Source organism: Halarchaeum acidiphilum MH1-52-1, assembly GCF_000474235.1.
GTDB classification, from domain to species: Archaea; Halobacteriota; Halobacteria; order Halobacteriales; family Halobacteriaceae; genus Halarchaeum; species Halarchaeum acidiphilum.
The window spans coordinates 22,239-35,245 of sequence record NZ_BATA01000019.1; the positions used below are offsets into that span (position 1 = coordinate 22,239).

At 69.0% G+C, this 13,007-nt stretch carries 14 protein-coding genes and 1 pseudogene; 12 read left to right on the forward strand and 3 right to left on the reverse strand.

Annotated features, from left to right (window positions below; genetic code table 11):
• Positions 1–3 precede the first annotated feature (3 nt).
• The 7 genes from AOZ13_RS05235 (at position 4) to AOZ13_RS15865 (ending at position 5,767) form a co-directional block, all read left to right on the forward strand.
• Entirely contained in the window at positions 4–936 is a 933-nt protein-coding gene (locus AOZ13_RS05235) for a thiamine pyrophosphate-dependent enzyme (protein ID WP_020221670.1), read from the forward strand.
• A 46-nt stretch (positions 937–982) separates the two neighbouring features.
• On the forward strand, positions 983–1,411 hold the full coding sequence (gene lrpA1, locus AOZ13_RS05240; protein ID WP_020221669.1) for an HTH-type transcriptional regulator LrpA1: 429 nt from the start codon (positions 983–985) through the stop codon (positions 1,409–1,411).
• The gene (locus AOZ13_RS05245; RefSeq protein ID WP_020221668.1) at positions 1,408–1,806 is read left to right on the forward strand and encodes a thioredoxin family protein; all 399 of its coding nucleotides are present in this window, start codon (positions 1,408–1,410) and stop codon (positions 1,804–1,806) included. The genes lrpA1 and AOZ13_RS05245 overlap by 4 nt, the downstream gene beginning before the upstream one ends.
• Before the next feature lie 40 nt (positions 1,807–1,846).
• Positions 1,847–2,332 (forward strand): SRPBCC family protein, encoded by a 486-nt coding sequence (locus AOZ13_RS13865; protein ID WP_021780007.1) that lies wholly within the window; start codon positions 1,847–1,849, stop codon positions 2,330–2,332.
• Positions 2,333–2,386: 54 nt separating this feature from the next.
• Positions 2,387–2,950: an FAD-dependent oxidoreductase gene (locus tag AOZ13_RS05250; protein WP_020221666.1), complete on the forward strand. Its 564-nt coding sequence runs from the start codon at positions 2,387–2,389 to the stop codon at positions 2,948–2,950.
• A 76-nt stretch (positions 2,951–3,026) separates the two neighbouring features.
• Positions 3,027–3,884: a DMT family transporter gene (locus tag AOZ13_RS05255; protein ID WP_049933871.1), complete on the forward strand. Its 858-nt coding sequence runs from the start codon at positions 3,027–3,029 to the stop codon at positions 3,882–3,884.
• 158 nt (positions 3,885–4,042) lie between these two features.
• Positions 4,043–5,767, forward strand: a complete 1,725-nt coding sequence (locus AOZ13_RS15865; protein ID WP_148286764.1) for a DUF7289 family protein — start codon at positions 4,043–4,045, stop codon at positions 5,765–5,767.
• Here the strand turns inward: AOZ13_RS15865 and AOZ13_RS05265 are convergent.
• Together AOZ13_RS05265 and AOZ13_RS05270 are read right to left on the reverse strand one after the other, a co-directional pair.
• Positions 5,759–7,126, reverse strand: a pseudogene (locus tag AOZ13_RS05265) (dihydrolipoyl dehydrogenase); the annotation flags it as partial. The gene AOZ13_RS15865 and the pseudogene AOZ13_RS05265 sit on opposite strands and share 9 nt — an antisense overlap.
• 33 nt (positions 7,127–7,159) lie before the next feature.
• Positions 7,160–7,924 (reverse strand): endonuclease/exonuclease/phosphatase family protein, encoded by a 765-nt coding sequence (locus tag AOZ13_RS05270; RefSeq protein WP_021780010.1) that lies wholly within the window; start codon positions 7,922–7,924, stop codon positions 7,160–7,162.
• 95 nt (positions 7,925–8,019) lie between these two features.
• Between AOZ13_RS05270 and AOZ13_RS05275 the strand changes: the two genes are divergently transcribed.
• Positions 8,020–8,682, forward strand: coding sequence for a helix-turn-helix domain-containing protein (locus tag AOZ13_RS05275; protein WP_021780011.1), 663 nt, complete (start codon positions 8,020–8,022; stop codon positions 8,680–8,682).
• A gap of 29 nt (positions 8,683–8,711) precedes the next feature.
• Here the strand turns inward: AOZ13_RS05275 and AOZ13_RS05280 are convergent, their stop codons facing one another.
• The gene (locus AOZ13_RS05280) at positions 8,712–8,993 is read right to left on the reverse strand and encodes a hypothetical protein (protein ID WP_021780012.1); all 282 of its coding nucleotides are present in this window, start codon (positions 8,991–8,993) and stop codon (positions 8,712–8,714) included.
• A 128-nt stretch (positions 8,994–9,121) separates the two neighbouring features.
• Here AOZ13_RS05280 and AOZ13_RS05285 point away from each other — a divergent pair, with 128 nt between their 5' ends.
• The 4 genes from AOZ13_RS05285 to msrB are packed head-to-tail and all read left to right on the forward strand — an operon-like array spanning position 9,122 to position 12,908.
• Positions 9,122–10,249 (forward strand): S1C family serine protease, encoded by a 1,128-nt coding sequence (locus AOZ13_RS05285; protein WP_021780013.1) that lies wholly within the window; start codon positions 9,122–9,124, stop codon positions 10,247–10,249.
• Between the two features lie 52 nt (positions 10,250–10,301).
• A complete protein-coding gene (locus tag AOZ13_RS05290) occupies positions 10,302–11,045 on the forward strand; it encodes an ABC transporter ATP-binding protein (RefSeq protein ID WP_020222640.1) in 744 nt (247 codons plus the stop codon).
• Positions 11,042–12,451 carry a hypothetical protein gene (locus tag AOZ13_RS05295; protein ID WP_021780014.1) on the forward strand — a complete coding sequence of 470 codons (1,410 nt, stop codon included), beginning with the start codon at positions 11,042–11,044 and terminating at the stop codon, positions 12,449–12,451. The genes AOZ13_RS05290 and AOZ13_RS05295 overlap by 4 nt, the downstream gene beginning before the upstream one ends.
• A gap of 40 nt (positions 12,452–12,491) precedes the next feature.
• Positions 12,492–12,908: a peptide-methionine (R)-S-oxide reductase MsrB gene (msrB, locus tag AOZ13_RS05300; protein WP_020222868.1), complete on the forward strand. Its 417-nt coding sequence runs from the start codon at positions 12,492–12,494 to the stop codon at positions 12,906–12,908.
• The last annotated feature ends 99 nt before the right edge of the window (positions 12,909–13,007 follow it).

Genomic DNA, 13,007 nt, shown 5'->3' on the forward strand with positions numbered 1-13,007 from the left:
ATCATGAGTGCGTTCAGTGCGATTGGCGAGGAACGAGACGTAGCGCAGGACGAGTTCACGCCCAGCATCGAGCCTCAGCCCACGTGGTGTCCGGGCTGTGGCGACTACGGTGTGCTGAAGGCCCTGAAGGGCGCGATGGCGGAACTCGGCAAGAACCCGGAGGAGATCCTCCTCTGTACGGGGATCGGCTGCTCGGGGAAGCTCAACAGCTACTTCGACAGCTACGGATTCCACACGATCCACGGCCGCTCGCTGCCGGTCGCCCGCGCGGCGAAGCTCGCCAACGACGGCGTCGAGGTCATCGCCGCGGGCGGTGACGGCGACGGCTACGGCATCGGTGGCAACCACTTCATCCACACGGCCCGCGAGAACCACGATATGACGTACATCGTGTTCAACAACGAGGTCTTCGGGCTGACGAAGGGGCAGACCTCCCCGACCTCGCCGAAGGGCCACAAGTCCAAGACCCAGCCCAACGGGAACGCGAAGACGCCGATCCGCCCGCTCTCGATGAGCGTGACGGCCGGCGCGTCCTACGTCGCCCGGACGGCCGCGGTCAACCCGAATCAGGCGAAGGAGATCATCAAGGAGGCCGTCCAGCACGACGGCTTCAGCCACATCGACTTCCTCACGCAGTGCCCGACGTGGAACAAGGACGCGAAGCAGTACGTCCCGTACGTCGACATCAACGACTCCGAGGACTACGACTTCGACGTGCACGACCGCCGCTCGGCGCAGGAGGCCATGCACGAGACCGAGGACGCCCTCTACGAGGGAACCGTCCTCACCGGTCGATACTTCGTCGACGACGAGCGCCCCTCCTATCAGGAGGAGAAGCGCTCGCGCGGCGACATGCCCGAGGGCAACCTCGCGGAGCGCTACTTCGAGGACGGCGACTGGGAGCGCTCTTACGACTTCATCGACCGGCACGCCTGATCTTCGGGTTCGGAAGATATTTTTTCCGTGCCGCCAAAGTAACTGTGTGAGCAGCGACTCGACTGAGAAACGGATACTCGCGGCGCTCGAGGAGGACGCGCAGGCCTCGTACGCGGAGCTCGCGGAACGGGCCGACGTCTCGAAGCCGACCGTCCGCAAGTACGTGAACGAATTGGAGGACGCGGGCGTCATCGTCGGCTACTCGGCGGAGGTCGACCCGAAGAAGCTCTCGGGGCAGTCCATCGCGCTGGTCGGGATCGACGTCGAGTCCGAGCGCTACGTCGAGGCGACGCGCGCGCTGACGGATCTCGACTCCATCCGCTCGCTCTACACCTCCTCGGGAGACCACATGTTGATGGCGGAGGTCCGCGCCGCCGACGGGAACGCCCTCGGTGACGTCATCAGCGAGGAGATCCTCGACATCGACGGCGTGACGGCCGCCCACCCCTCCTTCCTGCAGGAGCGGCTGAAGTGAGCGACGCGAGCACGCCCGCCGCCGACAGATCCGACGCACCCACGAGACCGGTCACGCTGGAGACCGGCGACGACATCGACGCGCTCGTCGACGCCCACGACGTCGCGCTCGTCGACCTCTACCGGCCGGGCTGCACGCTCTGCGAGGCCATCGAGCCGATCGTCGGCGCGGTGGCGAAGGCCTCCGGCGTCGCCGTCGGCACCTGCAACCCCCAGTACGATCTCGACCTCGTCGACGCCTACGACGTCCGCTCGGTCCCGACGCTCCTCCTGTTCGTCGACGGCACGCTCGTCGATCGACTCGCCGAGGGGTTCCAAGGTACCGACGCCGTCTTCTCCTTCGTCGCCGACGCGCTCGACGCGCACCGCGACGTCCTCCCCGGCGAGTACCGCTAGCGACCCGAGGCGTTTTGCGGCGCGTCCCCGTAGACCGGCTGTGACGACGTACGAACGCGACTCGTGGGTGCGCGCGCCGCTCGATCGCGTCTGGTCGTTCCACCGCGGCGTCGATGGTCTCGCCGCGCTCACGCCCGGTTGGATGGGTCTCCGCGTCGAGGGCGTGACCGGACCGGACGGCGAGGCTGATCCGAACGCTCTCGATCCCGGCTCGACCGTCGAACTGTCCGTGCGGCCGTTCGGCATCGGTCCCAGACGGGGGTGGACGTCGGAGATCGTCGCGCGCGAGCGCGGCGACGGGACGGCGTACTTCCGCGACGTGCTGGTCGAGGGCCCGTTCCCCGAGTGGGAGCACACCCACCTCTTCTACGCGGACGGCGAGCGGACGCGCTGTCGCGATCGGGTGCGCTATCGGACGCCGGCGGGACCGCTCGCGCCCGTCGCGGACGAGGCGGCGAAGCTCGGTCTGGACGCCGTCTTCCGCCGTCGCCACCGCCGGCTCGCCGCGTCCGTCGAGGGCGAGTAGGCGACGTCCTCCCCTGCGCGTACCTTTATCAGGAATGCGAACACAACGCACGATATGGCAGACACGGACGTCATCGTCGTCGGCGGCGGTCCCGCCGGTCTCAGCGCCGCGCTGTTCGCGTCGAAGAACGGGCTGGACGCCGTCGCGTTCGACACGGACAAGACGTGGATGCACAAGGCGCACCTGTTCAACTACCTCGGCATCCGCTCGATGGACGGGAGCGTCTTCCTCGATCGAGCGCGCGAGCAGGCGACGGCCGACCACGGCGCCACCCTCCACGAGGACACCGCGGTCGAGTCGGTCGCGACGGACGGCGACGGGTTCGTCGTCACCGCGGACGGCGAGGAGCACACCGCGGACTACCTCGTGCTCGCGACGGGTGCGAACCGAGATCTCGCCGAGGACCTCGGCTGTGACTTCACGGACGAGGACGTCGTCGAGGCGGACGTGACGATGGAGACGTCGGTCGAGGACGCCTACGCGACGGGCGCGATGGTGCGCGCCGAGGAGTGGCAGGCCGTCATCTCCGCGGGCGACGGGGCCGCCGCCGCGCTCAACATCCTCACGAAGGAGAAGGGCGAGCACTACCACGACTTCGACGTGCCGGACGACGTGTAGCGACTCGAAGTAGCGATCCTCTTTACCGCGCGCGTCCTCGGGACGAGGCGTGTCACTCGACGCACGTCGTAGCCCGATGACGGTGCTCGCGGTCGCGGTCATCGCGGTCTCGACGAGCGCGGTCCTCGTCCGCGCCTCGCACGCGCCCAGCCTCGTGACCGCCTTCTATCGGGTGCTGTTCATGACGGCGACGGTCGCGCCGTTCGTCGGCGGCCACCGCGCGGCCGTCTCGTCGCTCTCGCGGCGCGACTGGGCGGTGATCGTCGTCTCGGGAGTCGCGCTCGCCGCGCACTTCGCGTCGTGGTTCGTGAGTATCGAGTACACGAGTATCGCCGCGAGCACCGTCCTCGTGCAGACCCAACCGATCTTCGTCGCGCTCGGCGCGTGGCTCGTCCTCGACGAGCGGCCGAATCGGGCCGTGAGCGTCGGCGTCGTCCTCGCCGTCTGCGGGGTCGCGGTCACGTCGGTGGGCGGGCTGCTCGGCGCGCCGCTCGTCGGGTCCGCGCCGCTGCTCGGTGACGCGCTCGCGCTCTGCGGCGCGGTCTGCGCGTCGGCCTACGTTCTCGCCGGGCGCGCGGTCCGCCAGCGCCTCGCCCTCGTCCCGTACACGACGCTCGTCTACGCGGTCTGCACGCTCACACTCCTCGCGCTCGTCCTCCTCCGCGGACTCCCGCTGTTCGCCTATCCGCCGCGCGAGTGGGCGCTCTTCCTCGCGATGGCGCTCCTCCCGGGGTTCTTCGGGCACACCGCACTCAACTGGACGCTCGAACACCTCGAATCGAGCGTGGTGAGCGTCGCGCTCCTCGGCGAACCGGTCGGCGCGGCGATCCTCGCGCTCGCCCTCTTCGGCGAGTACCCGGGACCGGCGACCGTCGTCGGGGGCTGTGTCATCCTCGCCGGGATCGGCGCGACCGCCCGCGGTCGAAACGCGTGAGCGCTCGGACCCGCGTGAGCGCGATCGGGCGACGACAGGGCGTGTGGATCGGGCGCGTATCGGCGACCCGTCTCGCGCTCGCTGTCACCGATCGCGTCGGTAACGACCGCTGAGCCGGCCGATACGCTTTCCCGTTCACAATCTGAACATACCGTCATATGGGTGTCACACGGGCGCAATCCGAGGTCGTCGGCGTCGCGCTCCTCCTCGGACTCACGCTCGTCATCGTCGGGGTGACGGTCTCGATCGGGTCCTCCGCGATCTCGCAGACGTCCGATCAGGCGTCGATCCAGCAGGCGGAGAACGCGCTCTCGCAGTTCGACTCGGAGGCGAGCGAGGTCGCGCTCGGACAGTCCGACTCGAAGCGCGTCGATCTCGGGAGCGCGAACGGCGACGTCCGCGTGACGGACGCGGGATCGATGACGGTGACGGAGCGGAATCTCTCCTCGGGGAACACGAGCACGATCGCGAACGTCTCGCTCGGCGCGGTCGTCTACCGGCGGAACGGGCACACCGTCGCCTATCAGGGTGGCGGCGTCTGGCGCGACGGGCAGATAGTCTCGCCGCCGGAAGTCCACTACAACAGCGGGACGCTGACGCTCCCGATCGTGAGTGTGTCGGGGAACGCACGGGGGAACGGCGGGCTCCGCGTCCACCGGGGGAGCGCGGCGAACGTCCGCTTTCCCGATCCGTCTGAGAATCGGACGAATCCGCTGACGGGCGCACGCGTGAACGTGTCGGTGCAGAGTCCGTACTACGAGGGCTGGGCGGATTATTTCCGGGAGCGAACCGGCGGGCAAGTCTTCGTGAACGACAGCGCGGAGATAGCGACTATTACGCTGACGACGCCAATTGAGCCTGTTCGGGTAGCGGATGGTATCGTTGACGAATCGGCGAATACGAAACTACAATTCTATGGAAGATCAACGATTGATGGGTATAATTCAACGATTGGCACCTACGATAACTCCAAGGGTATCCCAGTAAACGTCTCTACGGTTGGTGCCGTCAAAATAAAGTCGGCAACGATCAATGGGAATCTCATCGCGAACGGGCCAGTGACATTCGAAAACTCTCCCGATACGTCGAATATTACCGGGGCAGTCTACACAGACTCAATGGTTACGTATCCTGACTGGGTAGACGAGTCAAAAGAAACACCAGTCCACTCTAGCGAATCAAATCTGGCAGATCTTCCAGCTGCAACGAGCCGGATCTATTCGGCTAAAAATAGGGCTGAATCAAGCAACGACAACTCGAATTCTTCCGTAATCAGCGACCATTCTCTCAGCTGTCCCGATACAGATTGTGAACTTGATTCCGGGACATACTATCTCGACCGTCTTAGCGTGGGTGGGACCCACCACCTCTGGTTGAATACAACACAGGGGGACATCACACTCGTCGTTGACGGCGACGTTACCGTCGGTGGTAGCGGGCGCATCTCGACAACCGGTTCCGGACGTGTGAACGTTTTCACCACTGGAGACACGACCATTGAAGGGAGATGTCTTGTGAATACCATTAACACTACAACGGACACGCGAACGAACCGGGCAAGCGCGTTCTGGCTCTACGCTCTCCCGGATTCCTCGGTACTGATCGATGGGAGCGGTGAGTTCACAGGTGTCGTCTACGGCGCGGGAGATCAGCCACAGCCGGGTACTTCCATTGACGTACCCGGGAGTGGAACGATCTATGGTGCGCTTATTGGGGACGTAAACGGCGTCCACCAGTCCGGAGCACTCCATTATGACCACGCACTCAACTCGGCTCACACGGCCTTGAATACTGAACAACCACATACCTCCACCGTCAACTACCTCCACGTCTCCGTCGAGAACGTGACGGTCAGCGACGGGAACGCTCGTCCGGGTCGCTGAATCGCCCGCCGAAGCGCGCGCGACGACCTCGTTGAGCGCGGGGTGGACGTGGATCGTGTCGCGGATGTCGGCGACGGTGCCGCTCCCGGCGCGCATCGCGACGCAGACCTCGTGGATGAGCTGTGAGGCGTGGGGTCCGACGACGTGCGTGCCGAGGATTTCGCCGTCGGGCGCGACGAGCACCTTGACGAAGCCGGGCGGGTCGCCCATCGCCGTCCCCATCGCGGTGTCGGAGAACTCGTAGCCGCCGACGCGGTAGTCGCGCGATTCGGCGCGGAGGTCGGCTTCCGTGTGGCCGACGCCCGCGACCTGCGGGTCGGCGAAGACCGCGTGGGGCATCGCGGTGTAGTCGATCGCCTCGCGATCGCCGCGGAGCGCGTTCGCGATGACCGTGCTCGCCTCGTGGTTCGCGGCGTGCTTGAACAGGTAGCGCCCGACGACGTCGCCGAGCGCCCAGACGTTCTCCGCGCTCGTTTCGAGGTAGCGATTCGTCGCGACGTATCCCGCCTCGGTGGTCTCGATCCCGGCGTTCTCGACGCCGAGACGGTCCGTGTTCGGCTCGCGGCCGGCGGCGACGAGCAGTTGGTCGCCGTGGACGGTCGTCTCCTCGCGCCCATCGGTGGTCGCGGCGTCGAGCGCGACGCCGTCACCGTCCTCGCGGACCGCGGTCGCCTCGAAGCCCGTGCGGACGTCGAAGCGCTCGTCGTAGCGCTCGGTGAAGTGCCGCGCGACCGCCGGGTCCTCGCTGGGGAGGAGGACGTCCCGACGGCCGACGATCGTCACGTCGCTCCCGAACGTCCCGAAGTAGTGGGCGAGTTCCGCGGCGACGTAGCCGCCGCCGACGATCACGAGGTGTTCGGGCGGTTGGTCGGCCCGCAGCGCCTCCGTGCTCGTCCAGTAGTCCACGCCGTCGATGCCGTCGACGTCGGGGATCCGCGGGCGGGTGCCGGCGGCGACGACGACCCTCTCGCCGCGGATCGTCGCGTCGCCGACGGCGAGAGTGCGCTCGTCGACGAACTCGCCGGTGTCGTCGAAGAGGGTGTGGTTCTCGGAGGTCTCGATGCCGCGGCGGATCGACTCGCTGTCGCGATCGACGTGCGCGGAGACCTCCTCGGCCATCCCGGCGAAGTCCACGTCCGCGACCGCCGCGTCGATGCCGAACGCGTCCGCGGACTCGACGGTCCGTTTCACGTCCGCGCGGTGGACGAGCATCTTCGAGGGGATGCAACCGCGATTGAGGCACGTGCCGCCGAGCGGGCCGTCCTCGACGACGGCGACGTCCATCCCGCGGCGGGCGGCGACGGACGCGACGTCCAGTCCGGAGCCGGAGCCGACGACGACGAGATCGAAGTCCTGCATGCGCGGCCGGTTCGCGCCCCGGCGGGGAATAGCTTAGGACAGATCGACGACGACGGGGAGGTGATCGGAGGGATAGCGCCCGTCCCCGTACTGGTCGCTGCAGGCGGCGCGCGAGTCGACCGTCCACGCGTCGCTGACGAGGACGTGATCGATCGTCCACTCGGGGCGGAGGCGTCGGTAGTCCGTCCGCGTGGTGTTCGGGCCGTGGTCGTACGTGGCGATATCGCGCGCGTCGCGGAGCGTGCGCGTGAGGACGTCGTGGGCGGGGTCGCCGGCCTCGCAGTTGAAGTCCCCGAGGACGATCGTCGGGACGGCCGACGCGGCGGCGCGCTCGCGGACGAGTTCGGCACCGCGCTCGCGGGCCGTCCGCCCCTCGTGGTCGAGGTGGACGCAGTAGAGTTCGAGTTCGTCGCCGCTCGCGCGCTCGCGGAGGCGGGCCCGCGTGCAGACGCGCGGGTGGGCGCCGTCCCAGCCGACGCTCCCGGCGACGGTCGGCGTCTCGGAGAGCCAAAACGTCTCGTCGTCGACGAGCGCGAAGCGGTCCGCGTCGTATCCGATCGGGACGTGCTCGCCGACGCCCTCGCCGGAGCCGCGCGAGCGGCCGACGAACCGGTAGCGTTCGAGGCGCTCGCGGACGTCCGCGAGCTGTCCGGCGAGGGGTTCCTGAAGGCCGAGGACGCCCGGGTCGTGGTAGCGGATCGTCCCCGCGACCGCGTCGCGCCGGTACGTCCAGCCGTCCTCGCCGTCCTCGGGCGTGTCGACGCGGACGTTGTACGTCATGGCGCGCACGGAATCCATTACGTCCGCGTTCGCGCGCGGCGAGTGAAAAAGGTTGAGAACGCCCGCCGGCGTCGATCCCCGCGCTCTTATCCGTCCGTCGTGTAGGATCGCCGATGACACTCGTCGCGAAACTCCACCTCACCTGTCCCGATCTGCCGTTCGTCGCCGCGCTCGCGGGGACGTCGGCGACGACGGTCGAAGTGGAGGCGACGATGACGACGGAGACGGGGGAATCAGCGGTGTTCGCGTGGGTGCACGGCGGCGACTTCGTCGCCTTCGCGTCGGCGCTCGCGGACGGCGAGGGAGTCACGAGCGTCCAGTGTCTCGACGACTTCGACGACCGAAGGCTCTACCGTGTCGACGTCGAGTCGGGACCCGCGGCCCTCGTCCACCGGGCCGTCATCCGCGCCGGGGCATCGAACCTCCGCGCGTCGATAACGCACGAGGGACTCGACCTCCGCCTCCGGCTCCCCGATCGCGACGCGCTCGTCGCGTTCCGCGAGACGCTCCTCGACGCCGGCGTCGACGTCACGACGCGCTACCTCAGCGCGAGCGGCGGCGACGACGACCGGAACGGATTGACGCGCAAGCAACTCGAGACGCTCGCGGCGGCCGTCGAAGCGGGCTACTTCGCGGTGCCGCGCGAGGCGACGCTCGCGGACGTCGCCGCGGCCCTCGGCGTCTCGCGACAGGCCGCCTCGGAGCGACTGCGCCGCGGGATGGAGACGCTCGCGCGGAACGCCGTCGACGAGGCCGTCGGCGTCGCCGGCGCCTGACATTCTCGCTCGCGCCTCGCCCGGCGACGTCAGCGGCCGATTCGCGCGCGGGCGCGGGATCCGAGGCGGCCGACACCGCGGGCGAGCGCGTAGAGGAGCGCGTAGAGTGCGCTCAGCGCGACCGCGACGGTGGCGCCGAGGGCGACGAGCGCGAGCGAGCCGGCACCGGTGGCGATCGTCAGCCACTCCTCGCTCAGCGTCGGCTCGTCGGGATACGACTCGTCGAGGAACGGATCGAGCGCGGCGGCGGGGCGACGGACGAGCGCGGCGAAACAGCGCCGTGCGAACGCGACGGGAGCGGGGAGCGTCATGGCTTCCCTTCGGGGACCGGCGGACAAAAATCCGGGTGACGCGGGACTGCAGTGGGACGACTGAAAATCCGGGTGACGCGGGACTGCAGTGGGACGACTGATGGTCTCGGGGCGCGAACGGACGCGCGATGTCACGTTCGAGACCCGCCGTCGCTCTCGGCGTGGTCGTCCTCGTCGCGCTCGCCGGCTGCGCCGGTCTCTCGTTCACGGGACCGACGGGATCGACGACGTCGACGGGCGCCACCGCCGCGAACGGTACGACGACCGCCGCGCCCGCCGCACCCACATCGGCGAGCGCGTCGGGAGCGTACGCGTCGCTGTACGATCGAACGATCGACTCGGTGGTGATGATCCGCGTCGTCACGCCGACGGAGGTCGCAACCGGATCCGGGTTCGTCTACGACGACCGCGGCGACATCGTCACGAACCATCACGTCATCGCGAACGCCCGCTCGGTCGAGGTGCGCTTCGCGAACGGGACGTGGGAGAACGCGAGCGTCGTCGGGAGCGACGCCTACTCCGACCTCGCCGTGGTGCGCGTCCCCGACCGGCCGGCGAACGCGACCGCGCTCCCGCTGGCGTCGAGCGCGCCGCGACCGGGCGAGTCGGTGGCCGCGATCGGGAACCCCTACGGACTCACCGGCTCGATCACGACCGGCGTCGTGAGCGGCGTGAACCGATCGATGTCGACCTCGGACTCCTTCACGATCCCGGGGACGGTGCAGACGGACGCCGCGATCAACCCCGGGAACTCGGGCGGGCCGCTGCTCACGCCGAACGGGACGGTCGTCGGCGTGAACCGGGCGACCGAGGGCGACAACGTCGGGTTCGCGATCTCCGCGGCCGTCGTCTCGCACGTCGTCCCGAACCTGCTCGCGAACGGCTCGTACACGCACGCCTACCTCGGCGTCTCCACGACGGACGTGACGCCGGCGATCGCGCGGGCGAACGGCCTGTCGAACGCGAGCGGCGTCGCGGTCGTCCGGACGCTCGCGGGCGGACCGTCCGACGGCGTCCTGCACGGATCGACCGGCTACGCGACGGTCGACGGCCAGCGCGTTCCGACGGGCGGCGACGTGATCGTCGCGATCGACGGGACGCCCGTGCAGACCGGCGAAGCGCTCAGTCGCTCCCTCCTCCTGCACGCGCACCCGAACGAAACGGTCCCGACCACGGTCGTGCGGAACGGAACGCGGACGACCGCGAACGTCACGCTCGGGACGCGACCGTCACCGAGCGCCGCGACGGGCGCGTGACCCGTCGGCCGCGGCGGGTGGCTATTTGCCCGCGGCGGGCGAGTCGGGTGACGTGAACGCGATAGCCACCGAGGAACTCCGCAAGTCCTACGGCGACCTCACGGCGCTCGCGGGGCTGACGCTCGACGTCCCGGCGGGCGAACTCTTCGGTCTCCTCGGACCGAACGGCGCGGGCAAGAGCACGACGATCCGCATCCTCACCGGTCAACTCCGCCCGGACGCGGGCACCGCGTCCGTTCTCGACGTCGATCCCGTCGACGATCCGGTCGGCGTTCGCGAGCGCGTCGGCATCCTCCCCGAGCAGGAGTCCCCGCCGAGCTTCATGACGCCGCGCGAATACTTCGACTTCGTCGGGTCGGTACGTGACCTCGACGCCGAGACCGTGACGGATCGGGTCGAGACGTGGGCCGATCGGCTCTCCTACGCGGCGAAGCTCGACACGATGACCACCGATCTCTCGCGGGGCCAGCAACAGAAGGTGATGATCACGGCGGCGTTCCTCCACGATCCCGACCTCGTCTTCATCGACGAGCCGCTCGTCAACCTCGATCCCATCGTGCAGGAGACGGTGAAACGCCACCTCCGCGACTACCGCGACGCGGGCAACACCGTCTTCCTCTCGACGCACGACATCGACGTCGCCGCCGAACTCTGCGATCGCGTGGGCATCGTCCGCGAGGGATCGCTCGTGACGACGCGCCGGCCGGCCGATCTGGGCGAGGATCGACTCCTCGACGTCTTCCTCCGCGAGGTCGGCGGGGGAGACGCGGACGCCGGCGGATCGGGTGGCGCATGAGCCACGACCGGGCGGTCCTCGCGGCGATGTTCCGCGAGGAGTGGCGCCTGCACAGCCGGCTGTTCGGCGGGCGGCGCTTCGCCGCCTTCCCCGTCTTCGTCGCGCTCGTCGGCGGCGTGACCGCGTGGGCGCTCGCGTCGACCGGCGCGGGGACGGGAACGGTCGTCGCGGGCGTCCACGTCCTCGTGCTCCTCTTCGGTCTCCAGACGGGATCGGTCGGTCTCGTCGGGCGCGACGCGATGCGCGGCCTGCTCGACGACACCACGCTCGTCGTCTTCAGCGCGCACACGCTCCCGCTGCGCCAGCGTCGGCTCCTCGGTCTCTTCCTCCTGAAGGACGTCGTCTACTACGCGGTTCTTCTGCTCCTCCCGCTGGCCGTCGCGTTCGCCCCGCTGCTCGCGCTCGCCGCCCTCCCGCTGCTGTGGGTGACGCTGCTCTGGACGTTCGGTCTCGGTCTCTGCGCGACGGTGGCGGTCGTGGCGCTCGCCACGCGCGGACGCCCCGGGAAGCTCCTCGCCGCGCTCGGCGTCTGCGCCGTCGTCGCCGGGTGGCTGCTCGGCCTGCCGGTCGTCGCCGCGACGCCGTACGCGGTCTTCCTCGCGCCCGGCCTCGATACCGCGGTCGCGGCCGCCGTCCCGCCGCTCGCGCTCCTCGCGCTCGCGGCCGTCACCTACGATCCCGAGCACGAGCCGCCGGCGCGGACGGCGGCGAACGCGTATCGCGCGTGGCGTCGGCGCGTCCCCGCGTGGGACGACCCGGTGTTCGTCAAGACGATGCTGGACGTCTCGCGCTCCGCCGGCGGCTACTGGAAGGTGCTCCTCTCCGCGGGCGTCCTGTTCGTCGTGAGCGCCTTCCTCGTCTCGCTCGCCGAGTCCCTCGTCGGCCTGCGCGTCCTCCCCGGCGTCGCGTTCGGGTCGATCCTCGGGCTGACGGCCTTCACCACGTACAACTGGCTCACGCAGTTCGAGGACGCGACGACGTACGCGACGCTCCCCGTCGACACCGCGGCGGTCTTCGACGCGAAGCGCCGCGCCTTCGCGGTTCTCGGTCTCCCAACCGGTATCGCGTGCTACGCCGTCGCCGTGCTCTGGCAGGGCGCGAGCCCGCTCGACGCGCTCGCCGGTCTCGCCCTCTGCGTCGGCCTGCAAGCCTACTTGTTCGGACTCACGGTCGCGCTCGCCGGCTTCCAGCCCAACGAGTTCCTCTTCGACACCGTGCTGTTCGCGCTCTTCACGCTCGCCGTCGCCGTCCCGCTCGTCCCCGTGCTCGTCGTCGGCTTCGTCGCCGCGCCGCTCACCGCCCCGTGGGCGCTCGGACTCGTCGCCGTCGGTCTCGCGCTCGCGGGCATCGGCCACGTCCTCTACGGGCGCGCGGTGCCGCGATGGCGCGAGCGCTATCGGGCGTGACGTCGCCACCCCTAAAGCCGTCGCGGCCCTCCCCTCACACATGAGCGACACGGAGGCAGATCTGCCGGAGAGCGACGAGGAGTGGCGCGAGCGCCTCGACGACGAGGAGTATCGCGTCCTGCGCGAGCAGGGCACCGAGGCGAAGTTCACGGGCGAGTTCATCGGGAAGGACGACGACGGCGTCTATCGCTGTGCGGGCTGTGGCGCCGCGCTCTTCGACTCGGACACGAAGTTCGACGAAGAGGGGTCGGGCTGGCCGAGCTTCGACGACGCCATCGAGGGCAGTATCGAGCGACGCCGCGACACCAGCCACGGGATGGTCCGGACGGAGATCGTCTGCGCGAACTGCGGCGGCCACCTCGGGCACGTCTTTCAGGACGGTCCCACCGAGACCGGCGAGCGTTACTGCATCAACTCGTGTGCGCTCGATTTTGCGGATAGCGATGGCGACCAGTAGGGAGGCATCGAAGAACCGAGCGGCGACGTGAGGTGCCGCGAGAATAGCGATGGCGACCAGTAGGGAGGCATCGAAGAATCGAGCGGGGAGCAACGCGAC